This window comes from Pseudomonas sp. R32, assembly GCF_009866705.1.
In the GTDB taxonomy this organism is placed as follows: Bacteria; Pseudomonadota; Gammaproteobacteria; order Pseudomonadales; family Pseudomonadaceae; genus Aquipseudomonas; species Aquipseudomonas donghuensis.
Window position 1 is genome coordinate 5,088,693 of record NZ_CP019396.1, and the last position, 25,321, is coordinate 5,114,013.

Genomic DNA, 25,321 nt, shown 5'->3' on the forward strand with positions numbered 1-25,321 from the left:
TCGATCCTTAACGGCGGCCGCCGGTCTGCTTGAGGAAGTTGGCGAACAGCTCGTGGCCCTGCTCGGTGAGGATCGATTCGGGGTGGAACTGCACCCCTTCGATGTTCAGCTCTTTGTGGCGCAGGCCCATGATCTCGTCCATCGAGCCGTCTTCAAGGGCAGTCCAGGCGGTCAGCTCCAGGCATTCGGGCAAGGTTTCGCGCTTGACCACCAGCGAATGGTAGCGGGTCACGGTCAGCGGGTTGTTGAGGCCGGCGAACACGCCCTGGTCGTTGTGCAACACCGGGCTGGTCTTGCCATGCATCACCTGGCGGGCGCGCACCACATCACCGCCAAAGGCCTGGCCAATGGACTGGTGGCCCAGGCAGACGCCGAGGATCGGCAGCTTGCCGGCAAAATGCTGGATGGCCTGCAGCGATACACCGGCTTCGGTCGGCGTGCACGGGCCGGGGGAGACGACAATGCGCTCGGGGTTCAGGGCTTCGATCTGGGCGATGGTCAGTTCGTCATTGCGAATGACCTTGACCTCTGCACCCAATTCGCCGAGGTATTGCACGACGTTGTAGGTGAAGGAGTCGTAGTTGTCGATCATCAGTAACATCTGGGTTCAACCTCTTGCATCTACTGACTTTGAATACATGCCTTTCGAAGTGCCTGTGCGCAGGGCAACAGGTGCGAGTCTGCCTGTGCCCACCAGCAACAGCTGGCTACAGCAGGTAAAGCGTTCAGAAAGGCAAAGCGGTACAGGGCCGGCTAACCGGCAAGAGATAAAGTCAGGCGCGCCAACGCCAACGGGCGTGGGCCTTGATTACGCGCATCAAGAGTTTGCTGACGATCAACACGGGGTAGGTCTCGTTCATACGTTCCCGCACAGTAGCCTACCGGCGCGGTCCACGCAATATGACCGAGGCATGCCGAAACGCTTTAGCGATGGAAGACGCGTGGAATGTTTTGCTAACGTCCTAAGGCGTCATCCGATAACAACAACGAAAAAGGATCTTTGCGATGTTGAACGCGCGCTCTCTGTTGCCCTGTGCATTCTCGCTGCTGGCCCTGGCCTGCTCCAGTGCCTATGCCGGCCCTTCCCCCTACTCGACCCTGATCGTCTTCGGTGACAGCCTTGCCGATGCCGGGCAATTCCCCGACAGCAACGGTGCGCCAGGCTCTACCCAGCGCTTTACCAACCGTATCGGCCCGACCTATGGCAACGGCGAGGCCTTTGGCGCGGTATCACCCATGTTGCTCGGGGCGCAGCTGGGTATTGCTCCGACCGACCTGGGCGCTTCGACTTCACCGGTCAATGCCGCACTCGGTCGCCCTGACGGCAACAACTGGGCAGTGGGCGGCTACCGCACCGACCAGATTCTCGACTCGATCACCGGCACTTCCGACGTGATCATTCCACCAGGCAATCCCGGTGCCGGCACCGTGCTGCGTGAGCGCCCGGGCTACCTGGCGGGCGGATTGCGCGCCGACCCTAACGCGCTTTATTACCTGACCGGTGGCGGCAACGACTTCCTCCAGGGGCAGATCACCAGCCCGGCAACCGCCGCAGCCGCCGCCAATCGCCTGGCTGCCAGCGCCCAGGCTCTGCAGCAGGGCGGCGCGCAGTACATCATGGTCTGGTTGCTGCCCGACCTGGGCCTGACCCCGGCAATGAACGGCACGCCAATGCAAGGCCCGGCCTCGCAACTGAGCAGCCTCTTCAACCAGCAACTGGTCGGCCAGCTGAGCCAGATTGACGCGCAAGTCATTCCGCTCAATGTGCCGTTGCTGCTCCAGGAAGCCCTGGCTGCTCCGACGCAGTTCGGCCTGGCCAGCGGGCAGAACCTGGTCGGTACCTGCTTCAGCGGCAATGGCTGCGTGCAGAACGCAACGTACGGCATCAACAGTGCCACGCCCGATCCGAGCAAGCTGCTGTTCAACGATTCGGTCCATCCCACCACCGCTGGGCAGGAGCTCATCGCCGACTACGCCTTCTCGATCCTCTCGGCGCCCTGGGAGCTGACGCTGCTACCGGAAATGGCTCACGCCAGCCTGCGCGCGCATCAGGATGAACTGCGCAATCAGTGGCAAGGCAGCTGGCAACCGGTCGGTCAATGGCAGGCAATCGTTGCCGCTGGTGGGCAGAACCTGGATATCGACAGCCAGCGCAGTTCGGCCAGCGCCGATGGCCATGGCTACAACCTGACCCTGGGCGGTAGCTATCGCCTGGATGACGCCTGGCGTGCTGGCGTTGCTACCGGTGTTTATCAACAGAAGCTTGAAGCCGGCGAGCAAGACTCCGACTACAAGCTCGACAGCTACCTGGCCACCGCCTTTGTGCAGTTCCAGCAGAACCAGTGGTGGGCCGACGCCGCCCTGACCGGCGGGCACCTGGACTACAGCGACCTGAAGCGCACCTTCGCCCTGGGGGTGAATGATCGCAGCGAAAAAGGTGATACCGATGGCGAGCTGTGGGCGTTCGCCGCGCGACTGGGTTATGACCTGGCGGCGCCCGGCAGCCAGTGGAGCCTGTCGCCTTTCGTCAGCGCCGACTATGCGCGGGTGAAGGTCGATGGGTATTCGGAGAAAGGCACCCGCGCCACGGCCTTGAGCTTTGACGATCAGGAGCGTGAATCGCGGCGCCTGGGCCTGGGCCTGCAGGGCAAGTACCAGGCTGGGCCAAGCACCCTGTTGTTCGCCGAAGTGGCTCACGAACACGAGTTCGAAGACGACCGCCAGGACCTGACCATTCACCTCAACAGCCTGCCGGGCAACGACTTCACCCTGACCGGCTACACCCCGCAGAGCAACCTGAACCGGGCAACCCTGGGCTTGAGCCAGACCCTGGCGCCGGGCCTGGCCCTGCGCGGCAGCTACAACTGGCGCAAGAGCGACGAGCTGACCCAGCAAGGGCTCAACCTGGCGGTGAGCCTGGAGTTCTAAGGAAGGAAAACGGCGCCTGCCGCAAGCAGGCGCCGTGAGTCAGGCTCAGGTGCGTGGCGTTTGCTCGGCCAGCGCTACCGCACGGAACATCGCCCGGCGCTTGTTGATGGTTTCTTCCCACTCAAGCGCAGGCACCGAGTCGGCAACGATGCCGCCACCGGCCTGCACATGCAGTTCGCCGTCCTTGATCACCGCCGTGCGGATAGCAATCGCGGTATCCATGTTGCCGTTCCAGGCAAAGTAACCTACCGCACCGCCGTAGACCCCACGCTTGACCGGCTCCAGTTCGTCGATGATTTCCATGGCGCGGATCTTCGGCGCCCCGGACAAGGTGCCCGCCGGCAGGATCGCGCGCAGTGCATCCATGGCGCTCAGGCCCTGCTTCAGCTCACCGGTGACGTTGGAAACGATGTGCATGACGTTGGAATAGCGCTCGATCACCATCTTCTCGGTGACTTTGACCGAGCCGGTTTCCGACACCCGGCCAGCATCGTTGCGGCCCAGGTCGATGAGCATCAGGTGCTCGGCGATTTCCTTGTCGTCGGACAGCAGGTCTTCTTCCAGCGCGCGGTCGGCCTCTTCGGTGGCGCCGCGTGGGCGGGTCCCGGCGATCGGGCGCACGGTGACCAGATTGTCCTCGACCCGCACCAGCACTTCCGGCGAGCTGCCGACCACATGGAAGTCGCCGAAGTTGAAGAAATACATGTACGGCGTCGGGTTGAAGCAGCGCAGCGCCCGGTACAGGTCGATCGGCGCGGCCTTGAAGTCGATGGACATGCGCTGTGATGGCACCACCTGCATGCAGTCGCCAGCGAGGATGTACTCCTTGATGGTATCGACCGCACGCTCGTAGTCGCTCTGGGTAAAGCTTGAGCGGAACGCAGGTTCTGCCGGCAGCGGCCCGCCCAGGTCCAGGCCACGGCGCGGGGCGATGGGCTGGCGCAGTTGCGCGAGCAGGCCTTCGAGACGGGCCAGGCCGTTTTCGTAGGCTTGCTCCTGGGCCGGATCGACCAGCACGATCGCGTGCATCTTGCCGGCCAGGTTGTCGAACACCACCACGGCGTCGGACACCATCAGCAGAATATCCGGTACCCCCAGCGGATCAGGGTTCGGGCACTTGCCCAGACGCCGCTCGACATAACGCACGCAGTCATAGCCGAAGTAACCGACCAGGCCACCATTGAAACGCGGCAGACCAGCAATGGTCGGCACCTGGTAGCGCTCCTTGAAGGCTTCGACGAAGGCCAGCGGATCTTCTGCTTCGTGCTGTTCGATCAGTTCACCGTCGTGGGTGATCCGCACCTGGTGATCGTGCACCCGCAACACGGTGCGGCACGGCAGGCCGATGATCGAGTACCGCCCCCACTTCTCGCCGCCCTGCACCGATTCGAGCAGGTAAGAGTTGGCTTGGTCGGCCAGTTTCAGGTAGATCGACAGGGGGGTGTCGAAGTCGGCCAGGGTCTCGCAGGCCAGGGGAATGCGGTTGTAGCCGGCAGCGGCCAGGCGCAGGAATTCTTCGCGGGTCATGATAGCCTCGTGGCAAGCAGCAGATGGGTCAGGCAGGCAAGCAGGCCGGCATGTGCCGGCAGATGGCAGTCAGGCGCGCCAACGCCAGCGGGCCAGGGCCTTGATGACTTTCATCCAGAGTTTGCCGGTAACCGCCACGATGGAATCTCGATCTGAGGGGGATTGAACGTTCGCCAACGTTATCCCAGTGGCCGGATCTAAGCAACCAGGCAACAGCGCGCGCAAGTCGTCGATGACCAGGCACGGTGCTTCTTCGCTGATCGGCCGACCATGGTTGTAGCCATAGGTCAGGCCCACGCACTTGACCCCCGCGGCCTTGGCCGCAAGCACATCACTGCGTGAGTCGCCGACGAACAACGCCTGCTCAGGCGCAACGCTGGCCATTTTCATGACAAACAGCAACGCGGCAGGGTCGGGCTTTTTCTGTGGCAGGGTATCGCCGCCGATGATCCAGCGGAAATAGCGGCCGATCTTCATCTGATCGAGCAAGGGTGCAACGAAGCGCTCGGGCTTGTTGGTGATCAGGGCCATTTCCACACCCTGCTTGTGCAACCACTTGAGGGTGTCGCGCACACCGGGGTAGACCACCGTCAGCTCATGGCTTTCGGCGTAGGCCTGCATGAACAGCTCCAGGCCCTGCTGCGCTTCGTCGTCATCGACCGTTTCGTGATCGATGCCACCCGCCAGCGCGCGGCGCACCAGCACCGGCGCACCATTGCCGACCCAGTGGCGCACTGCCTCAAGGCCGGCGGGCTGACGCCCCATTGCGAGCAGCATGTTATCCACCGCCGCTGCCAGGTCCGGTACCGAATCGATCAGGGTACCGTCCAGATCAAACATCACCAGTTTGGGCAGGGCGCCGGGGAACAGCTGCTCGAAGCCACTCATGGGCGGGCCAGGGCCAGTTCGGCGCGCATCTTGGCAATCACCTCGCGGTAGTCCGGGGTGTTGAAGATCGCCGAGCCTGCGACGAAGGTATCGGCGCCAGCGGCCGCGATTTCGCGGATGTTGTTGACGTTCACGCCGCCGTCGATTTCCAGGCGGATGTCACGACCGCTGGCATCGATCAGCGCGCGGGCTTCGCGCAGCTTGTCGAGGGTACCGGGGATGAACTTCTGGCCACCGAAGCCCGGGTTGACGCTCATCAACAGGATCATGTCGACCTTGTCCATCACGTACTTGAGGGTGTCGAGCGGGGTCGCCGGGTTGAACACCAGGCCGGCCTTGCAACCGCCGTCGCGAATCAACTGTAGCGAACGATCGATGTGCAGGCTGGCTTCCGGATGGAAGGTAATGTAGCTGGCGCCCGCTTCGATGAAGTCGCCGATGATGCGGTCGACCGGACTGACCATCAGGTGCACGTCGATCGGCGCGGTGATGCCGTACTTGCGCAGGGCGGTGCAGACCATCGGGCCGATGGTCAGGTTGGGCACGTAGTGGTTGTCCATCACATCGAAGTGAACAATGTCGGCACCCGCGGCCAGGACGTTGTCGACTTCCTCGCCCAGACGGGCGAAGTCGGCAGAAAGAATCGAGGGGGCAATAGCGTAGGGCTGCATGGCGCACCTGTAGGCAGAATCACAGTGGCGCGCATTGTACCTCAGGGAAACGCTCAGGGGCTGACCGGTATCAAGGCGGTCGACGGGTGCGCATCGCGGGGCAAGCGCTCTCCTGTGGGAGCGGGCTTGCCCCGCGAAAAGGCCTCAACCCGGCTGCTGGGTACGCAGCTTCTCGCTTCGCCCACGCAGCCACTCCAGAGTCAGCAGCAGCACCACAGAGAAGGCAATCAGCAAGGTTGCCGCTGCGGCGATGGTCGGGCTGAGGTTCTCGCGGATACCGCTGAACATCTGCCGTGGCAGGGTCGCCTGCTCGGGGCCGGCCAGGAACAGGGTGACCACCACCTCATCGAACGAGGTAGCGAAGGCGAACAGCGCCCCGGAAATCACCCCCGGCGCAATCAGCGGCAAGGTCACCCGGCGGAAGGTGGTCAACGGCGAGGCGCCAAGGCTGGCTGCCGCTCGCACCAGGTTGTGGTTGAAGCCCTGTAGGGTCGCCGAGACGGTAATGATGACGAACGGCACACCGAGCACCGCATGCACCAGGATCAACGAAATGAAGCTGTTACCCATGCCCAATGGCGCAAAGAACAGGTAACTGGCCACGCCGATGATCACCACCGGTACCACCATGGGCGAAATCACCAGGGCCATGATCAGCGATTTGCCCGGGAAGTCACCGCGGGTCAGGCCAATCGAGGCCAGGGTACCGAAGACCATCGCCAGCACCGTGGCGGCTGGCGCCACGATGATGCTGTTCTTCAGTGCCCGCATCCACTCGGCCGAGGCGAAAAAGTCGTGGTACCACTGCAGCGAGAAGCCCTGCAGCGGGTAGACCAGGAAGCTGCCGGAGTTGAACGACAACGGAATGATCACCAGCACCGGTAACACCAGGAACAACAGTATCAGGCCGCAAAGGATGCGCAAACTGTAGAACCAGACCCGCTCGACGGGCGACATGTAGGGGCTCAGCATGACAACGCTCCTCAGCTCAGGCGCAGACGGCTGGCGCCGACCAGCCAGCTATAGATCAGGTAAAGCAGCACGGTGGCCAGCAACAGCAAGCCGCCCAGCGCGGTCGCCATGCCCCAGTTGATGCTGGTGTTGGTATAGAAGGCCACAAAGTAACTGACCATCTGATCGTTGGGGCTGCCAAGCAGCGCCGGGGTGATGTAGTAGCCGATGGCGAGGATGAACACCAGCAGGCAGCCTGCGCCTACGCCGGCGTAGGTTTGCGGGAAGTACACCCGCCAGAAGCTGGCGAACGGATGACAGCCGAGGGAAATCGCCGCGCGCATGTAGGTTGGCGAGATGCCTTTCATCACGCTGTAGATCGGCAGGATCATGAACGGCAGCAGGATATGTACCATGGAGATGTAAACCCCGGTGCGGTTGAACACCAGTTCCAGCGGCTTGTCGATGATGCCCATGGCCATCAGGGCACTGTTGATCAGCCCGCCCGATTGCAGCAGCACGATCCAGGCCGCGACCCGCACCAGGATCGAGGTCCAGAACGGCAGCAGTACAAGGATCATCAGCAAGTTGCTCTGCCGGGTCGGCAGGTTGGCCAGCAGGTAGGCCAATGGATAGGCCAGCACCAGGCAGATGGCGGTGATGACGAAGCCCATCCACAGGGTACGGGTGAAGATGTCCAGGTAGATGGCCTGGTCCGGGGTGGCCTTGGCCAGCTCACCGAGATCATCGATGCGATGATCAAGAGCCGCCAACAGGTAGAACGGCGTGACGCTACTGGTGTTACGGCGAATCGCCTGCCAGTAGGCCGGATCGCCCCAGCGCTCGTCCAGTTCCTGCAGGGCTTCTTTATAGGAAGCCGGTTCGCTCTTGAACGGCAGTGCTCGGGCGGTCTTGGCCAGCAGGCTGCGATAGCCGGCCAGTTCCATGTTCAGACGCTTGGAGGTATCGCCCAGGGTCTGGTTCTTGCGCGCCTGGGCAAGGTCTTCGCTCAGCGCCTTGTACACCGCCTCCCCTGGCAGGCCCTTACCGTCCCACTCGGCCACGGCGGTTACGGTCTGCGGCAAGCCGCCCACCACTTCCGGGTTACCCACGCTCTTGTACAGCAGCGCGGCAATCGGCACGAGGAACACCAGCAGCAGAAACAGCGCCAGCGGCGCGATCAGCGCTTGCGCCTTCCAGCGGTTGACCCGCTCGGCACGCTTGAGGCGCTGCTTGAGGTTGGAACCGGCGCCTTCATTCAGGGGCACTGCGATGGCCATAGCGAACTCCGAAATCTTGAGAACAAGGAGCGCCGGCGGCAAGCCGACGCCCCATCAGCAGCCCTTACTTGGCAGCCCAGGCGTTGAAGCGTTGCTCCAGCTGCTCGCTGTTGTCCGCCCAGAACGCCACGTCGATCTGCACCTGGTTGGCGATGTTCTCCGGGGTGGTCGGCATGTCTTTCTTGATCTCGTCGGACAGCAGCGCGACCGCCTTGGAGTTGGCCGGGCCGTAGGCGATGTTCTGCGAGTAGGTCTTCTGCTGTTCAGGCTGGACCGAATAGGCGATGAACTTCTTCGCCTCCTCAACGTTCTTGGCGCCTTTGGGGATGGCCCAGGCGTCGAAGTCGTAGATACCACCGTTCCAGACGACTTTCAGGTTGCTCTCTTTTTGCACGGCGGCAATGCGGCCGTTGTAGGCCGAGCTCATGACCACGTCACCCGAGGCCAGGTACTGCGGCGGCTGTGCACCGGCTTCCCACCACTGGATGCTGGGCTTGAGTTCGTCGAGTTTCTTGAAGGCGCGATCCTGGCCTTCCTTGGTGGCGAGCACCTTGTAAACGTCCTTGGGCGCAACGCCGTCGGCCATCAGGGCGAATTCGAGGGTGTATTTGGCGCCTTTGCGCAGGCCGCGCTTGCCCGGGAACTGCTTGGTGTCCCAGAAATCCGCCCAACTGGTCGGTGCGGTCTTCAGTTTGTCGGCGTTGTAGGCCATGACCGTGGACCAGACGAAGAAGCCAACGCCACACGGCTGAATTGCGCCGGGAACGTAGTCGGACTCGTCGCCGAACAGTGCAGGATCAAGCTCCTCGAACATGCCTTCGTCGCAACCACGGGCAAGCTCCGGCGATTCGACTTCAACCAGGTTCCACGACACGCTCTTGGTGTCGACCATGGCTTTGACCTTGGCCATTTCACCGTTGTACTCGCCAGCGACGATCTTGCCGTTGCCCGCCTTTTCCCATGGCTCGTAGAACGCCTTGACCTGGGCCGCCTTGTTGGCGCCGCCGAAGGAAATCACGGTCAGGTCGGCCGCCGCCATGGCCTGGGTTGCCGCGAACAGGCCCAGGGTCAGGGCGGTCAACTTCAAGTGTTTGCGCATTATTATTCTCTCCACAGTACAGGGTTGGTGAAGCAAACCTTCAATTGGCTTCCAGCAAAGGATCGAGCGCGCGGGCGTGCTCCACCTGCCAGCCAAGCGGTACCACATCGCCCACGGCCAGGGCCGGGTCGAGTTCGGCAATCGGCTGCTTCACGAAGAAATCGGCCTTGCCGCAGACTTCCAGGCGTACCCGCACGTGGTCGCCCAGGTAGATGAATTCGGCTACGCGCCCGGAGAAACGGTTGACGCAGCTTTCACTGTGACCATTGAGGCGCACGCGCTCGGGGCGGATCGACAGGGTTACTGGCTCGCCGGCCTGGCCGACATTGACCGCCAGCGCCTCGACCTTCTCGCCGCGCGGCAGCAGCACCTGGCAGCGCTCGCCGTCGTGGCTGAGCAAGCGGCCATTGATGCGGTTGTTTTCACCGATGAAGTTGGCGACGAAGGTGTTCTTCGGCTCTTCATAGAGGGTGCGCGGGTCAGCGATCTGCTGGATCTCGCCCTGGTGGAACACCGCCACGCGGTCCGACATGGTCAGTGCTTCGCCCTGGTCGTGGGTGACGTAGACCACAGTGACGCCCAAGCGCTGGTGCAGGTGCTTGATCTCCATCTGCATGTGTTCGCGCAGCTGCTTGTCGAGAGCACCGAGAGGTTCGTCCATCAGCACCAACTGCGGCTCGAACACCAGCGCCCGGGCCAAGGCCACCCGCTGCTGCTGGCCACCGGAAAGCTGGCCGGGGTAGCGCTGGGCGAAGGTATCGAGCTGAACCATGTTGAGCACACGCTTGACCCGCTCGCTGATGTCGGTCTTGCTCAGGTTGCGCACGCTCAGGGGAAACGCCAGGTTCTCGGCCACGGTCATGTGTGGGAACAGCGCATAGTTCTGGAACACCATGCCGATGTCGCGCTTGTGCGGCGGCACGTTGTTGATCGAACGGCCGGCCAGCTGGATCTCGCCTGCGGTCGGCGTTTCGAACCCTGCGAGCATCATCAGGCTGGTGGTCTTGCCAGAACCGGACGGGCCGAGCAAGGTGAGGAATTCACCCTTGCGGATATCCAGGTTGAGGTCTTTGACGATCAGCGATTCGCCGTCGTAGCTCTTCTGCACACCACGGAAGCTGACCAGCACTTCGCCGGTTGCAGCGCTCGAATTCACCTCACTCATACCCGCACCTTTTTTATTGGATGACTGCTGTATCCAAAGCCTAGTGAAGGCGGCAAGCGGCGCAAATCGGGGGGGGAGAGAGATTGATATCAGCGCGTTGGAAGGCTTGGGGTAGGGATTGCCCTACAAGGATGGCGTTTTTGGATAAGCGCTGAAAACTTCATCGCCACAACCCTCGCTATCGCTGGCAAGCCAGCTCCCACAAGAGCCATGCCTGTTGGTTTTCTGTGGGAGCTGGCTTGCCAGCGATGAAGGTAAGCACGATGTCGTTTCTGGAACACTCACAACAGTTTGTGCTCCATCGCATACTTCACCAATTCCGCCAGCGAGTTCACGTTGAGCTTCTGCATCAGCCGTGCCTTGTGGGTGCTGATGGTCTTGTTGCTCAGGGCCAGTTGCTGGGCTATGTCGTTGACGTTGGCGCCTTGGGCCAGGCGCTCGAACACCGAAAACTCCCGCTCCGACAGCAATGAATGCAGCGGCCGGGCATCGGTCAGGCCGACCTCGAAGACCATGCGGTCGGCCAGGTCCGGGTCGATATAGCGCCCGCCACCGGCCACCCGACGAATGGCGGTCAGCAGCAGGGCCGGATCGCTGTCCTTGGTGGCATAGCCGGCAGCGCCGACCTTCAGCGCCCGCGCCGCCATCTGCGCTTCGTCGTGCATCGACAGCACCAGGATCGCCGGTGGGTTGTTCAAGGCGCGAATCCGCGGGATCGCCTCCAGGCCGTTGACCCCGGGCATGGAAATATCCAGCAGCACCACTTCGCACTCGGTATGGCGCAGGGTTTCCAGCAATTGCTCACCATTGCCAGCCTCCCCCGCTACCTGCATGTCCTTGGCCAGGCCAATCAACTGCTTGATGCCTTCACGGACAATGGTGTGGTCTTCGGCAACCAGTACTCGAATCACGCAATGCTCCTAATCCAGAGGGATGGCAACGCTCAGGCTGGTGCCCTCGCCCGGCTCGCTTTCCAGGGTCATGCGGCCGCCCAGCATCAGCACCCGCTCACGCATGCCGACCAAGCCGAACGACGAAGGCCGATGTTGCTCCAGGACAAATCCCACACCATCGTCGATCACCGTCAGTTGCAGGGCCTGACCATCGAGGCTCAGGCTGATCTGCACAGTATGCGCCTGGGCATGGCGCATGACATTAGTCAGCGCCTCCTGCAGGATGCGGAACAGGCCAATGGCCTTGGCATCACTCAAGGGTGGCAGATTCTCCGGCACCTGCACCAGGCAGGGGATCTGCGTACGCGCTTCAAAACGCCTGGCCTGCCACTCGATGGCCGAGGCGATACCGGCATCGAGGATCGGCGGGCGCAGGGCGGTGGCCACATCACGCACCAGCTGGAACAGCTGGGCGATCAGGCGCTTCATGCTGCCCAGGCGCTCGTTGAGACCGGGATCCAGTTCGGCATAGGCCAGTTCACACATCGAGGTTTCCAGCTTCAGCACCGTGAGCATCTGCCCCAACTCGTCGTGCACTTCCCGCGCGATACGGGCCTTTTCTTCCTCTCGCACGCTTTCCAGGTGCGCCGACAGTTCGCGCAGTTGCTCCTGGGAGCGCGCCAGCTCAAGTTCAACGCGCTTGCTCTGGCTGATATCCCAGACCACTCCGTCCCAGACCACCCGGCCATCCGCCAGGGTACGGGTACTGGCCTTGATGTCGGCCCAGCGCTGTTCGCCCTGACGGGTCAGGATCCGCCCCTGCCACGACCAGTCGCTGTCGCTGGCCAGGGCCAGGTACTGGACCCGGTGATAATCGGCGCGGTCATCCGGGTGCACCAGGTTGCGCAGGCCCATGTCCGGGTGCTGGAGCGCGGCCGGCGTGTAGCCCACCAGAGCTTCACTGCCTTCACTGATATAGGGGAACTCCAGCTCGCCTTCAGCCGGGTTGCGTTCGAGGCGAAACACCAACCCCGGTACGTTGCCGGCGATGCCCTTGAGCCGCGCCTCGCTCTCGCGCAAGGCTGCCAACGCACGCCGGCGCTCGGTGACATCGGCGAGAAACACCACCAGGTACTCGGCATCGCGAAAACGCAGGAAGCTTAGCGACACATCCACCGGCAACAGGCTGCCATCGGCACGCAGGCACCGGGTTTCAAAATGCTGTGGCGCCTCATCGCTGGCCCGGGCGCGTTTCCACAGGTCGAGCCAGCGGTCCATGTGCAGGTTCGGCTCGAAATCGATCAACGGCCGGTCGATCAGGGCCCCCGAGGCGTAGCCGAGCATGCTCTCGGCGGCCCGATTGGCGTAGCGCACATGGCTGTCCCAGTTGACCCAGAGGATCCCCACCGTGCTCTGATCGATGGAAAACTGGCTCAGGCGCAAGGCTTCTTCACGGGCCTGGCGCTGGGTCAGGGTGTCGCGGGTGGCCAGCAGGCTGTGTTCGAGCTGATGCAGTTGCCGGCGCTGCCAGATAACAATGGCCACGCAGCTCAACAGCAGCGCCGCCAGCAGCAGGCCGAGGTTCTGCCAGAAGCCCGGGGACTCGCTGAGCCGTGGATACTTCGGCTCCAGCCAGCGTTGGTGCAATTGCTCCAGGTCCTTGGCTGGAATGGCCTGCAGGCCGCGCTCAAGAATTTTGGCCAGCTCGGGCCAGTCCCGCCGCGAACCAACCCTCAGCAACTGCGGCAAGCCGATATCACCGACCACCACCAGCTCACTGAACTCGCTTTCCCGCGACAGTCGGCTCAATTGCGCCTCATCCACCACGGCAAAGCGTGCTTGTTCGCTGAGCACCAATTGCAAAGCCTGGCGCTCCTGAGGCACACCTTGCAGGTTCAGATTGCTATAGGTGGCACGCAGATAATCGGCCACGGTGCTGGGCATGCGCACGGCGACCCGGTCAGTGCTGGCGAGTTTCTCCAGATCAACCGCCACCGCGCCGGTACGTGGCCCGACGATCAGTTGCGGCACGCGCATGTAAGGGTCGCTGAACAACCACAGGCGCAAGCTGGCAGGGGTCTGGGTCAGCCCCGGGGCAAGATCGACTTCGCCAGCCAGCAACGCATGCTCCAGTGCCGCCTGGTCAGGAAAGTTGCGCCAGGTGAGGTCTAGTCCCAATGAGCGGCCGAGCCAGTTCATCAGCTCGACGTTAACCCCATAGAGCTGCTGCAGGCGCCGGTCGAACTGGGCGAAGGGTGCTTGCAACACCAGCCCGACCCGCAGGCTGCGATGCTGCTCGAGCCACTGCTGCTGTGCAGGCTCCAGCACAACCTGCGCAGGCGCGGCAGCCGAAGCCGCCCAAGCGATCAAGGGCAGGCAAAAACAGCCGATAAGCAACAGGCAGCGCACACGCTTCATCTGCACTCTCATCAAGGGTTGGACGGCCACCGAGCATGGCCGTCCCGAGTAAATACTATTAGGCTGCCGGTATTAATCTGGCCTGGATCGATCCATGTTCGCACTTTATCGCACGACGCTGCCGGCGTTATGCCTGTCACTGATACTACCTTGTACCGCACAAGCGGCAGCTGGCGAAACGCCAGAAGCTGCTGCCGACAGCAAACCTGCCGCTGTCGAACGCCAACCGCTGGCCGAACGCAGCCTGGAAGATGCCCAGGCCCTGGAGCGCCAGGTGCCTCAGGCTGAACAGCAAACCCTGCAGGCCGGCGGCGACAACTTCCTGGCCCTGTGGAAACCGGCCAACACCGCCGAGCCTGAAGGCGCCCTGATCATTCTTGCCGGTGCCGGCGAAAATGCCGACTGGCCGAAAACCGTCGGCCCATTGCGGCGCAAGTTTCCCGATGCCGGTTGGCACAGCCTGAGCCTAGCCCAGCCGGACCTGCTGGCCAACAGCCCGCAAGCACGCATCGAAGTCGCACCGGCGCCAGCCAAAAAGGCCGAGCAAGGCGAAAGCGCACCAGTCAAGGACACCCCGGCCAACGCCAACGCCAGTATCGAACAGGCCACGGCAGCGGAAAGCGACAACAACGAAAGCGTCGAGCAGGCAAAAGCCCCGGTTGAGGATGACAAGGCCGATGCCGAACGTATCTTCGCCCGCCTCGACGCTGCCGTCGCCTATGCCCAACAACAGAATGCCCGCAGCATTGTCCTGCTCGGCAACGGCAGCGGCGCCTACTGGGCCGCCCGCTACCTGAGCGAGCGGCAACCGGCGCAGGTACAAAAGCTGGTGATGGTCGCCGCCCAGACGCCGACCCAGGCCGAACAAGGCCTGGACAGCCTGGCGCCGACCCTGAAAGTGCCCACCGCGGACTTTTTCTACGCCACCCAGCCCCAGGCCAAGCGCGCAGCCGAGCAACGCCTGCAAGCCAGTAAACGCTTGAAGGATGCCAACTACCGCCAGGTCAGCCTGACCGCCATGCCAGGTAACAGCGCGGCGGAACAGGAACAGCTGTTCCGCCGCATCCGTGGCTGGCTGAGCCCGGAAAAGCTCGACTAAAAGCCACGGCGTTTACGAATGACGGCGTAGGCCTGATGCAGTTCGCGGGTACGTTCGGTGGCCTCGCGGACCTGCGAAGGGCTGGCGCCATTGCCCACCAGTTTGTCCGGGTGATGGCGACTGAGCAGTCGCCGATAGGCCTGCTTGATCTGCCCGGCTTCGGTGTCTGCGCTGACCCCGAGCACGCGCAAGGCCTGCGGATACCCCAGGGTGCCATCGGCCACTGCCGCCTTCTGCGGTTCATACTCCAGCGCCAGGGCCTTGACCTTGACTGACGACCAGCCGAGGGCCTGGCCCCACTCCAGCAGCAACTCACGCTCATGCCGACCGGCCTGGCCATCGGCCCAGACCATGCGCCAGCAAGCGCGCAACATGCCTTCGGCGGCATGCGGCTGTTGCTTCAGGCGCCGCAGATGAACGCCCAGGCGTTCCTTGCCGCTTTTGCCGCGATTGAACGCAGCAATGGCGCGGCGCCTGGCCGGCTCGCTCATCTCCAGGCGTTGCATTTCCACCCGCGCCTGCTGGATATGCCCGTCGACCACCCGCCCGTCACTCTTGGCCAGGCGCCCGAGCAGGACGAACAGCACTTCATCGTCGCGTAGCACCGGTCGCCCGCCCAGGCGTTCACGCACATGCGCCCAACTGTGTAACTGCAAACGGCGGTCCATCGCCTGGCCCAGCAACGCCCCCAGCAACGCCCCGGGAATACTGGCGATGGCAAAGCCTGCTCCGGCACCTATCACTGTGCTCGGCCACAACATGTCAGCGGCGCTCGGCGAGCAGTCGCTCGACTTCGGCCAGACGTTCAAGGGTGCCGACATCCACCCAGTGCCCGCTGTAATGCTCACCACTGACCTGCCCGACCGCCATTGCCTGACGCAGCAATGGCGCCAGTTTGAAGCCGCCCCCCTGGCAGTCGGCGAACAGTTGCGGGGCCAGCACGGCGATACCGCTGTAGGTCAGGGTGTCGGCATCGGCATTGCCGTCACTGACCTGACCATGCTGCAGACGAAAATCGCCCTTGCCGTGGTGGCCGGGGTTGTCCACCAGCACCAGGTGGGCCAGCCCGCTCGGCGCTTGTGGCAGGAGCTTGAAGTCGTAGTCGGTCCAGATATCACCGTTGACCAGTACAAAGGGTTCATCACCCAGCAATGGCAAGGCCTTGAAGATGCCGCCGCCGGTCTCCAGCGGTTCGCCTTCCGGCGAGTAACGGATGCTCAGGCCCCAGCGCGAACCATCGCCCAGGTGATCTTCGATCTGCTGTCCCAGCCAGGCGTGGTTGATCACCACGTCCTTGAAACCGGCAGCCGCGAGCGCACGCAGGTGGTATTCGATCAGCGGCATGCCGGCCACCGGTACCAGCGGCTTTGGCGTGTGCAGGGTCAGCGGGCGCATCCGCTCGCCCTTGCCCGCAGCGAGAATCATCGCCTTCATGGACGCACTCCGGCAGCAGCCTGCAGGCTCTCGATCAATTCATCGAGCTCGGCCAGCTCCGGACGACGGGCGATCACTTCATCTATATATGCAAAGAAACGCGGCACATCGGTCAGGTAACGCGGTTTGCCGTCACGGTGGCAGATGCGGGCGAAAATACCGATGACCTTGAGGTGACGCTGAACCCCCATCAGGTCGCTGGCGCGGTGGAAGTCCTCGAAATCCGCCTGCACCGGGATGCCCTTGGCCTGGGCGCGTTGCCAGTAATCCTTCAACCAGCCCTGCACCCGCGCTTGTGGCCAGCTCAGGAAGGCGTCCTTGAACAGGCAGGTAACGTCATAGGTCACCGGCCCGTACACCGCATCCTGGAAGTCCAGCACGCCGGGGTTCGGCTCGCTGTCCATCAGGTTGCGTGGCATATAGTCGCGGTGCACCAGCACCTTTGGCTGGGCCAGCGCGCTGTCGATCAGCAGGCTGCTGATGCGCTGCCAGGCCGCCAGTTGTGCGTCGGTGAAGCCCAGGCCCAGTTCGCGGCCCACGTACCACTCGGGGAACAGCTCAAGCTCGCGGCGCAGCAGTGCCACGTCGTAGCTTGGCAGCGGCGCGTCCATCGGCAATTGTTGGAAGGCCAGCAGCGCGTCGATGGCGCCGTTGAACAGGCCATCGGCATTCTCGGCGTTGATCACATCGAGGTAGGTCTGGGTGCCCAGGTCGCTGAGCAGCAGGAAGCCGCGCTCAAGATCCTGGGCGTGAATAACCGGAACATTGATGCTGGCAGTGGCCAGCAAGTGGGCGATATCAACGAATGGCCGGCAGTTTTCCTGCGGCGGTGGCGCATCCATGACGATAAAGCTGTGGCCTGCGGCTTGCCAGCGGAAGTAGCGGCGAAAGCTCGCGTCGCTGCTGGCAGCGGTCAGGCTACCCGCGGGAACCGTGCCCCAGCCCTGTTTGTGGAACAGGTTTGCCAGCTGCTCGGCGAGCCAGACATTCAGGTGTTGCAAGCGTACATCGTGATCGGGCATTACAAGGGTCTCCGACGGCCCTAGCCGTCAAGCGGGTCATGCTTTATTATCCAGCATCTTTTTCAGACCATCGAGAGGCGTGCGGCCCCACACGCGGGCAGATGGCACGCAGGAAGCCCGGACTAATAAGATGGCATTGAAATCCCCCGCGTTTCGTAAAAAATTCCCGTTGCTGGTCACCGGCGGTTTGCTGGCGATGCAACCTCTGGCCACCCCATACGTGGTCGCCGCAGAGCAGTTCGACTGCCAAGTGTCTGCTGCCGGAGGCTGGGACTGCAAGCCCAAAACCCCTGCCGCCGCACTGCCGCCGCGCCCGGTGCATGCCGGTGCCGCTGCCAGCTCGTCCGGTGAAACGCCAGCCGGCTCCGGCGAGGTCGCCCAGGAACAGGCTCAAGGTCCTGCTCTGGTCACCGAGGCCAAGGGTCGTGTGCTGAAATCCCGCAGCCCCGACGCCAGCCACCTGGATTGGGTGCCACGTGACCAGCTCACCCCGGCCCAGCTCGCCGAAACCGGGCCTTACTGCGCCGGCGCCTACATCGAGCCGACGCGTCCGGGCATGAACGACACCACGCCAAAAGATGAGTCGCCGACCTTCATCGGAGCCAAGGTCTCGCGCTACCAGCAGGAGCAGCAGATCGCCACCCTCGCCGGTGACGTGGTCATGCGCCAGGGCAGCATGCAGGTCGAAGCCGACGAGGCCAACCTGTACCAGGCCGAGAACCGTGGTGAGCTGAGCGGCAACGTGAAGATTCGCGACAACGGCTCGCTGGTGGTGGGCGATCACGCCGACATCCAGCTCGACACCGGTGAAGCCAAGGTCGACAACGCCGAATACGTGATGCACAAATCGCGCATCCGCGGCAGCGCGCTGTACGCCAAGCGTGCTGAGAACGCCATCATTCGCCTCAAGGATGGTACCTACACCACCTGTGAGCCGAACAGCAACGCCTGGCAGCTCAAGGGCAACAACATCACCCTGAACCCGGCCACCGGTTTCGGTACTGCGACCAACGTCACCCTGCGGGTCAAGGATGTCCCGGTGTTCTACACACCGTACATCTACTTCCCGATCGATGACCGTCGCCAGTCCGGCTTCCTGCCGCCGTCGTTCAGCACCAGCAGCGACACCGGCTTCATGCTGGTCACGCCGTACTACTTCAACCTCGCGCCAAACTACGACGCCACCTTGTATCCACGCTACATGGCCAAGCGCGGCCTGTTGATGGAAGGCGAGTTCCGCTACCTGACCAAGTCCAGCGAAGGGCAGTTTGGTGGTGCTTACCTGAATGACAAGGAAGATGAGCGCAAGCTGCAGTCCGACTACAAGGATCAGCGCTGGATGGTCAACTGGCAGCACAAGGGTGGCCTCGACGAGCGCCTGATGACTGAAGTCGATTACACCGACATCAGCGACCCGTATTACTTCCAGGATCTGGAGTCGGACCAGATTGGCGTCGAAAGCAGGGACTTTCTCAATCAGCAAGGTGCCTTGACTTATCGCGGCGATACCTACACTGCTCGGCTTAATGTTCAAGGCTACAAGCTAGCAACAATTACTGAGATCACTCCCTATGATCGGTTGCCGCAGATTACTTTCAACGGGAAATTACCATACCATCCGGGCGGGTTAGATTTCGCTTACAATACTGAATTTGTAAGGTTCGATAGAGATCTACGCAATGGCAACTTCGTAGACAAGAATGGTGCAATATCCCCTTGGCTAGACAATAATGTTAGGGGCTTAGCACGCTCCACTGGCGACCGTATAAACATAGCACCCGAAGTCAGCCTGCCGCTTGAATGGACCTACGGCTTCTTGAAGCCTTCCATAAAAAACACCTACACTCGTTACGACTTGGACCTAGACAATAAAGGGAAGCAGGACATTGCTTTCGGATTGGACAATGCCAACCGCAACGGTACTGAGTATATCGATGGTGAGTTCAAGGGCACCCGCACTCGCAACGTACCTACCTTCAGTGTCGATAGCGGCTTGTATTTTGACCGAAAAACTCAATGGTTCGGTAAAAATTACCGTCAGACATTAGAGCCACGGCTGTATTACTTGTATGTGCCCTACGAAGACCAGAAGGATATTCCAGTCTTTGATACTAGTGAGAGCACATTCAACTACGCCTCGCTTTTCCGCGACAATCGCTTTTTTGGCTCGGACCGCATCGGCGACGAAAACAAACTATCGCTGGGTGTAACCAACCGTTGGATCGAAGACAACGGCTTCCAACGCCAGCGCTTCAGCATCGGCCAAGCGTTGTACTTTAAGGATCGCAAGGTACAACTACCAGGTATCGACTGGAGAACTCGCGACGACGCCCAGGCAAATGTCTCACCTTATGCACTGGAATATGAGTATCGCTTCAACCGCGATTGGCGCTTCAACTCCGACTTTAACTGGGATCCGGACAGCCGCAGTACCCGTTCGGGCAGTGCGATGTTCCACTACCAGCCTGAAGATAATGTGAACAAGGTTGTGAACCTTGGTTATCGCTATCGCAATGACATGGTCCGCTATGACAACGCTACCGGCAAATGGTCCGTGGGCGGCGGCGACTATGGATCTCCAGGCGATCCGAACTACGTCAAGGACTACTACAAGATCCAGCAACATGACTTCTCGGTCATGTGGCCAATCGTGCCGCAGTGGACGGCGATCGCCCGCTGGCAGCACGACTACAACCGCAACCGCACCCTGGAAGCCTTCGGTGGTTTCGAATACGACAACTGCTGCTGGAAGCTGCGCCTGATCAACCGTTACTGGGTTGATTACGACGAGTTCAGCCAGGATGCACCGCAAAACGAAAAAGGCGACCACGGCGTCTTCCTGCAGATTGTGCTGAAAGGCCTCGGCGGCGTAGTGGGCAACAAGGTCGAGTCTTTCCTCGACCAGGGCATTCAAGGTTATCGTACTCGTGAAGACCAAGCTTACTGATTGTCTGCGCCCGCTGTTGCTGGGCGCGGTATTGCTGACCGGCACGGCGCACGCCGCCGTGCAACCCCTGGACAGCGTTGTGGCCATCGTCGACAACGACGTGGTGATGAAAAGCCAGCTGGACAGCCGCGTGCGTGAAGTCCAGCAGACCATCGCCAAGCGTGGTGGCTCCGTGCCGCCCGCCGGGGTGCTGGACCAGCAGGTGCTCGAGCGCCTGATCGTCGAAAACCTGCAATTGCAGATCGGCGATCGCTCGGGTATCCGCATCACTGACGAAGAGCTGAACCAGGCCATCGGCACCATTGCCCAGCGCAATGGCATGAACCTGGAGCAGTTTCGCGCGGCCCTGGCCCGTGACGGCCTGTCGTATGAAGATGCCCGCGAGCAGGTTCGTCGCGAGATGATCATCAGCCGTGTGCGGCAGCGCCGGGTTGCCGAACGCATCCAGGTCTCGGAGCAGGAAGTGAAGAACTTCCTCGCCTCGGAGCAGGGCCAGATGCAACTGTCGGAAGAATGGCGACTGGCCAACATCCTGATCCCGACGCCGGAAAGCGCCAACTCCGCGCAGATCCAGGCGGCGGCCCAGAAGGCCGGCGAGCTGTACACGCGCCTGAAGAGCGGCGCCGACTTCGGCCAGATGGCAATTGCCAACTCTGCCAGCGAAAACGCCCTGGAAGGCGGCGAAATGGGCTGGCGTAAAGCCGGTCAGCTACCGCCTGACTTCGCCAAGTTGCTCAGCAGTCTGAACGTCGGCGACATTACTCAGCCGCTTCGTATTCCTACCGGCTTCATCATCATCAAGATGCAGGAGAAACGTGGCGGTGGCGGAGCCACCATGCGCGACGAAGTGCATGTCCGTCACATCCTGATCAAGCCAAGCGAAATCCGTAGCGAAGCAGCCACTCAGCAACTGGCCGAGAAACTCTACGAACGCATCAAGGACGGCGAAGATTTCGCTGAACTTGCGAAGAGCTTCTCCGAAGACCCGGGCTCGGCCCTCAATGGCGGCGACCTCAACTGGATCGACCCGAGCGCCCTGGTGCCGGAGTTCCGCGAAGTCATGGCCAGCGCCCCGCAAGGCGAAGTGAGCAAGCCGTTCAAGACCCAGTACGGCTGGCACGTGCTCGAAGTGCTGGGCCGCCGCGCCACCGACAGCACCGAACAGGCTCGCGAGCAACAAGCGATGAACGTACTGCGTAACCGCAAGTACGATGAAGAGCTGCAGACCTGGCTGCGTCAGATCCGTGACGAAGCCTACGTCGAAATCAAGCTTCCTGGCGCCGATCAGGCCGCGCAGTGAAACCTCAGCGCTTCGCCCTCACACCCGGCGAGCCGGCCGGCATAGGTCCTGACCTGTGCCTGCTGCTTGCCACGCAAGCCCAGCCGCACCCCCTGATTGCCATTACCAGCCGTGACCTGCTCGCCGAGCGGGCCGCGCTGCTGGGCGTGGCCGTCACCCTGCTGCCAGTCAGCCTCGCGGCCCTCCCCGACCAGCCCGCGCCGGCGGGCAGCCTGTATGTCTGGGATACGCCGCTGCAGAGCCCGGTGGTGGCCGGCCAGCTGGACAAGGCCAACGCCGCATTCGTGCTGCAAACCCTAACCCGCGCCGGGCAAGGCTGCCTGGACGGGCATTTCGCCGGGATGATCACCGCGCCGGTGCATAAAGGTGTAATCAACGAAAGCGGTATCGCCTTCTCTGGCCATACCGAATTCCTCGCCGACCTGACCGGTACCGCGCAAGTGGTGATGATGCTGGCCACCCGCGGCCTGCGCGTAGCCCTGGTGACCACTCACCTGCCCCTGCGCGATGTTGCCGATGCCATCACTAGCGAGCGCCTGGAGCGTGTCACGCGGATCCTGCATGCCGACCTGCAGCACAAGTTCGGTATTGCCAACCCGCGCATCCTGGTCTGCGGCCTCAACCCGCACGCCGGCGAAGGTGGCCACCTGGGCCACGAAGAAATAGACACCATCGAACCGACATTGGCGCGCCTGCGCAGCGAAGGCATGGACCTTCGCGGCCCGTTGCCCGCCGACACCCTGTTTACCCCCAAATATCTGGAGCACTGCGACGCAGTGCTGGCGATGTACCACGACCAGGGCCTGCCCGTACTCAAGTACAAAGGCTTCGGCGCTGCGGTCAACGTGACCCTGGGCCTGCCGATCATCCGCACCTCGGTCGACCACGGCACTGCCCTGGACCTGGCCGGCAGCGGCAAAGTCGACACCGGCAGCCTGCAGGTCGCCCTGGAAACCGCCTACCAGATGGCCGAGACCCGAAAATGACCGAGCAATACCAACACAAGGCGCGTAAGCGCTTTGGCCAGAACTTCCTGCACGACGCGGGCGTCATCGACCGCATCCTGCGCTCGATCCACGCCAAGGCGGGCGAGCGCATGCTGGAAATCGGCCCGGGCCAGGGCGCCTTGACCTCCGGCCTGCTGGCCAGCGGCGCGCAACTGGACGTGGTCGAGCTGGACAAAGACCTGGTGCCGATTCTCAACCAGCAGTTCGCTGGCCGCGACAACTTCCGCCTGCACCAGGGCGATGCGCTGAAGTTCGACTTCACCAGCCTCGGTGCGGCGCCCAACAGCCTGCGCGTGGTCGGCAACCTGCCGTACAACATCTCGACACCGCTGATCTTCCACCTGCTGGCCAACGCCGAGCTGATCCGCGACATGCACTTCATGCTGCAGAAAGAAGTGGTCGAGCGCCTGGCCGCGGGCCCAGGCGGTGGTGACTGGGGCCGCCTGTCGATCATGGTGCAGTACCACTGCCGGGTCGAGCACCTGTTCAATGTCGGCCCGGGCGCGTTCAACCCGCCGCCCAAGGTCGACTCGGCGATCGTACGCCTGGTACCGCACGAAACCCTGCCGTTCCCGGCCAAGGACCACCGCCTGCTCGAGCGCATCGTGCGCGAAGCCTTCAACCAGCGCCGCAAGACCCTGCGCAACACCCTCAAGGCCCTGCTCAGCAGCGACGCCATCGAGGCTGCCGGCGTCGATGGCAGCCTGCGTCCGGAGCAACTCGACCTGGCCGCCTTCGTGCGCCTGGCCGACAAGCTGGCCGAGCAACAAAGCGCCGCGTAATCCTGCCGCAATGGCCAGTCATGCCCACATGACTGGCCGGCTACCCCGCCGATAGCCTAGACTGACGCCATCGCCGTATCCGCGTCTGTTGCCAAGGCCCCTTGCATGTCTGATCCCCGTTACCAGATCGACGTCAGCGTCGTGACCCGCTTTCTCAAAGAACAATCCGACCCCGAAAACGACCGTTTCGCCTTCGCCTATACCATCACGGTGAAGAACAACGGCACCGTGCCAGCCAAGTTGATGTCACGCCACTGGCTGATCACCAACGGTGATGGCCACGTCGAGGAGGTCAAGGGCGCTGGCGTCATCGGCCAGCAGCCGCTGATCGAGCCCGGGCAAAGCCATACCTACAGCAGCGGCGCAGTGATCAGCACCAAGGTCGGCACCATGCAGGGCAGCTACCAGATGTTCGCTGAAGACGGTAAGCGCTTCGACGCCGTCATCGCCCCCTTTCGCCTGGCGGTTCCCGGGGCCCTGCACTGATGGCGGTGTACGCAGTCGGAGACTTGCAAGGCTGCCTGCAGCCACTCAAATGCCTGCTCGAACGGGTCGCCTTCAACCCGACAGTCGATCGCCTGTGGCTGGTCGGCGACCTGGTCAATCGCGGCCCGGAGTCGCTGGAGACCCTGCGCTTCCTTTATTCGATCCGCCAATCACTGGTGTGCGTGCTGGGCAACCATGACCTGCACCTGCTGGCCGCCTGGCATAACATCGAGCGCCTGAAAAAGAGCGACACCCTGCGCGAGATCCTCGGTGCCCCGGATGCCGCTGAACTGCTCGACTGGCTGCGCCGGCAAAAGCTGCTGCACTACGACGAGCAACGCGGCGTAGTACTGGTGCACGCGGGCATCCCCCCGCAGTGGACCCTGGGCAAAGCCCTGGAGCTGGCGGGCGAAGTGGAGGAAGCGCTGCGCGACGACAACCGCTTCAAGCTCTACCTTGATGGCATGTACGGCAACGAGCCGAACAAGTGGAGCAAGGACCTGAGCGGCGTCACCCGCCTGCGGGTGATCACCAACTATTTCACCCGCATGCGCTTTTGCACCAGCGAAGGCAAGCTCGACCTCAAAGGCAAGGAAGGCGCCGATACTGCCCCGCCCGGGTACAAGCCCTGGTTCGCCCACAAAGGCCGTCGCTCACGGCATGTGAAGATCATTTTCGGCCACTGGGCGGCCCTTGAAGGCCGCTGCAAGGAACCCGGGGTAGTCGCCCTGGACACCGGCTGCGTCTGGGGTGGCGCCATGACCCTGTACAATGTCGACACCGGCGCCATGCATCGTTGCGACTGCACCGACGAAGGTACCCCCAGAGCGCAGCCTGCGCCTGCACAACCGGCTAGAATGAACGACCAGTCCTGAAGGAAACCGTACCCATGAGCGAATTCAAACGCATCCCTCCCGAGCAGGCCCAGGCGCTGCGCGAGCAAGGTGCGGTCGTGGTCGATATTCGCGACCCCCAAGCCTATGCCGCTGGCCACATCACTGGCGCCCGGCATCTGGACAACCATTCGGTGGCGGATTTCATCCGCGCTGCCGACCTCGACGCCCCCACCGTCGTGGTCTGCTATCACGGCAACTCCAGCCAGAGTGCTGCCGCGTATCTGATCAGCCAGGGCTTTTCCGACGTCTACAGCCTCGACGGCGGCTTCGAGCTGTGGCGTGGCACCTACCCGGCAGAAACCGCCCAGGGCAGCACCGAATAATTTTTTTCATCTCCCGCAGCCCGCGTCCTGCGCGGGCTCGCGCCTGACCAGACGAACGGTCATGGCGAACTTCATGTACAACCACCCTTGACCTCCCCGATTACGAACTATCCTTAAGCGCAGGCCATCCAAAAAGGGGAGAGCCGGTACACCGGCGTGCGGGTCATCGGTAGCGAGTTCTAGGTGTTCTGGGGGGTATACAGCA

General features: G+C 62.5%; 22 protein-coding genes. 9 read left to right on the top strand and 13 right to left on the bottom strand.

The window, feature by feature from the left end:
* Positions 1-7 precede the first annotated feature (7 nt).
* The gene (locus PspR32_RS23570; RefSeq protein WP_159389237.1) at positions 8-601 is read right to left on the bottom strand and encodes an aminodeoxychorismate/anthranilate synthase component II; all 594 of its coding nucleotides are present in this window, start codon (positions 599-601) and stop codon (positions 8-10) included.
* A 404-nt stretch (positions 602-1,005) separates the two neighbouring features.
* Between PspR32_RS23570 and estP the strand changes: the two genes are divergently transcribed.
* On the top strand, positions 1,006-2,928 hold the full coding sequence (gene estP / locus PspR32_RS23575) for an esterase EstP (protein ID WP_159389238.1): 1,923 nt from the start codon (positions 1,006-1,008) through the stop codon (positions 2,926-2,928).
* 45 nt (positions 2,929-2,973) lie between these two features.
* On the opposite strand, the gene trpE is transcribed toward estP, so the two are convergent.
* From trpE to PspR32_RS23620, 9 genes are all read right to left on the bottom strand, one after another.
* The gene (gene trpE / locus PspR32_RS23580) at positions 2,974-4,455 is read right to left on the bottom strand and encodes an anthranilate synthase component I (RefSeq protein WP_010221462.1); all 1,482 of its coding nucleotides are present in this window, start codon (positions 4,453-4,455) and stop codon (positions 2,974-2,976) included.
* Between the two features lie 69 nt (positions 4,456-4,524).
* On the bottom strand, positions 4,525-5,343 hold the full coding sequence (locus PspR32_RS23585; protein ID WP_010221461.1) for a phosphoglycolate phosphatase: 819 nt from the start codon (positions 5,341-5,343) through the stop codon (positions 4,525-4,527).
* Positions 5,340-6,014 carry a ribulose-phosphate 3-epimerase gene (rpe, locus tag PspR32_RS23590; RefSeq protein ID WP_010221460.1) on the bottom strand — a complete coding sequence of 225 codons (675 nt, stop codon included), beginning with the start codon at positions 6,012-6,014 and terminating at the stop codon, positions 5,340-5,342. The genes PspR32_RS23585 and rpe overlap by 4 nt, the downstream gene beginning before the upstream one ends.
* A 144-nt stretch (positions 6,015-6,158) precedes the next feature.
* The gene (locus PspR32_RS23595) at positions 6,159-6,986 is read right to left on the bottom strand and encodes an ABC transporter permease (RefSeq protein ID WP_010221459.1); all 828 of its coding nucleotides are present in this window, start codon (positions 6,984-6,986) and stop codon (positions 6,159-6,161) included.
* Between the two features lie 11 nt (positions 6,987-6,997).
* The gene (locus PspR32_RS23600; protein ID WP_010221458.1) at positions 6,998-8,245 is read right to left on the bottom strand and encodes an ABC transporter permease; all 1,248 of its coding nucleotides are present in this window, start codon (positions 8,243-8,245) and stop codon (positions 6,998-7,000) included.
* A gap of 64 nt (positions 8,246-8,309) precedes the next feature.
* The gene (locus tag PspR32_RS23605) at positions 8,310-9,344 is read right to left on the bottom strand and encodes an ABC transporter substrate-binding protein (RefSeq protein ID WP_036995061.1); all 1,035 of its coding nucleotides are present in this window, start codon (positions 9,342-9,344) and stop codon (positions 8,310-8,312) included.
* Positions 9,345-9,384: 40 nt separating this feature from the next.
* Positions 9,385-10,509, bottom strand: a complete 1,125-nt coding sequence (locus PspR32_RS23610) for an ABC transporter ATP-binding protein (protein WP_010221456.1) — start codon at positions 10,507-10,509, stop codon at positions 9,385-9,387.
* 281 nt (positions 10,510-10,790) lie between these two features.
* A complete protein-coding gene (locus PspR32_RS23615; RefSeq protein ID WP_010221455.1) occupies positions 10,791-11,420 on the bottom strand; it encodes a response regulator in 630 nt (209 codons plus the stop codon).
* 9 nt (positions 11,421-11,429) lie between these two features.
* Positions 11,430-13,820, bottom strand: a complete 2,391-nt coding sequence (locus PspR32_RS23620) for a PAS domain-containing sensor histidine kinase (protein ID WP_159389239.1) — start codon at positions 13,818-13,820, stop codon at positions 11,430-11,432.
* 94 nt (positions 13,821-13,914) lie between these two features.
* On the opposite strand from PspR32_RS23620, the gene PspR32_RS23625 reads away from it, so the two are divergent.
* On the top strand, positions 13,915-14,919 hold the full coding sequence (locus PspR32_RS23625) for an alpha/beta hydrolase family protein (protein ID WP_159389240.1): 1,005 nt from the start codon (positions 13,915-13,917) through the stop codon (positions 14,917-14,919).
* Here PspR32_RS23625 and PspR32_RS23630 read toward each other — a convergent pair.
* From PspR32_RS23630 to PspR32_RS23640, 3 genes are read right to left on the bottom strand one after another with little or no spacing between them, the layout of a single operon-like run.
* Positions 14,916-15,680, bottom strand: a complete 765-nt coding sequence (locus PspR32_RS23630; protein WP_159389411.1) for a DnaJ domain-containing protein — start codon at positions 15,678-15,680, stop codon at positions 14,916-14,918. The two genes, PspR32_RS23625 and PspR32_RS23630, sit on opposite strands and share 4 nt — an antisense overlap.
* 1 nt (position 15,681) lies before the next feature.
* Positions 15,682-16,353 carry an N-acetylmuramate alpha-1-phosphate uridylyltransferase MurU gene (gene murU / locus PspR32_RS23635; RefSeq protein WP_036995057.1) on the bottom strand — a complete coding sequence of 224 codons (672 nt, stop codon included), beginning with the start codon at positions 16,351-16,353 and terminating at the stop codon, positions 15,682-15,684.
* Positions 16,350-17,375 (bottom strand): aminoglycoside phosphotransferase family protein, encoded by a 1,026-nt coding sequence (locus PspR32_RS23640; protein WP_010221450.1) that lies wholly within the window; start codon positions 17,373-17,375, stop codon positions 16,350-16,352. Before PspR32_RS23640 ends, murU begins: the two co-directional genes overlap by 4 nt.
* Positions 17,376-17,505: 130 nt before the next feature.
* Between PspR32_RS23640 and lptD the strand changes: the two genes are divergently transcribed.
* The 7 genes from lptD to glpE all read left to right on the top strand — a co-directional run bounded on the left by lptD (position 17,506) and on the right by glpE (position 25,116).
* Positions 17,506-20,322 (top strand): LPS-assembly protein LptD, encoded by a 2,817-nt coding sequence (gene lptD / locus PspR32_RS23645; RefSeq protein ID WP_159389241.1) that lies wholly within the window; start codon positions 17,506-17,508, stop codon positions 20,320-20,322.
* Complete coding sequence (surA, locus tag PspR32_RS23650; protein WP_010221448.1) at positions 20,303-21,622, top strand: peptidylprolyl isomerase SurA; 1,320 nt, start codon at positions 20,303-20,305, stop codon at positions 21,620-21,622. Before lptD ends, surA begins: the two co-directional genes overlap by 20 nt.
* A complete protein-coding gene (gene pdxA / locus PspR32_RS23655; protein ID WP_036995054.1) occupies positions 21,619-22,608 on the top strand; it encodes a 4-hydroxythreonine-4-phosphate dehydrogenase PdxA in 990 nt (329 codons plus the stop codon). The genes surA and pdxA overlap by 4 nt, the downstream gene beginning before the upstream one ends.
* Positions 22,605-23,411, top strand: a complete 807-nt coding sequence (gene rsmA / locus PspR32_RS23660) for a 16S rRNA (adenine(1518)-N(6)/adenine(1519)-N(6))-dimethyltransferase RsmA (RefSeq protein WP_010221446.1) — start codon at positions 22,605-22,607, stop codon at positions 23,409-23,411. Before pdxA ends, rsmA begins: the two co-directional genes overlap by 4 nt.
* 105 nt (positions 23,412-23,516) lie before the next feature.
* Positions 23,517-23,897, top strand: coding sequence for a Co2+/Mg2+ efflux protein ApaG (gene apaG, locus PspR32_RS23665; RefSeq protein ID WP_100783177.1), 381 nt, complete (start codon positions 23,517-23,519; stop codon positions 23,895-23,897).
* Complete coding sequence (locus PspR32_RS23670; RefSeq protein WP_036995052.1) at positions 23,897-24,772, top strand: symmetrical bis(5'-nucleosyl)-tetraphosphatase; 876 nt, start codon at positions 23,897-23,899, stop codon at positions 24,770-24,772. Before apaG ends, PspR32_RS23670 begins: the two co-directional genes overlap by 1 nt.
* A gap of 14 nt (positions 24,773-24,786) precedes the next feature.
* Positions 24,787-25,116 (top strand): thiosulfate sulfurtransferase GlpE, encoded by a 330-nt coding sequence (gene glpE / locus PspR32_RS23675; protein WP_010221442.1) that lies wholly within the window; start codon positions 24,787-24,789, stop codon positions 25,114-25,116.
* Positions 25,117-25,321: the final 205 nt, after the last annotated feature.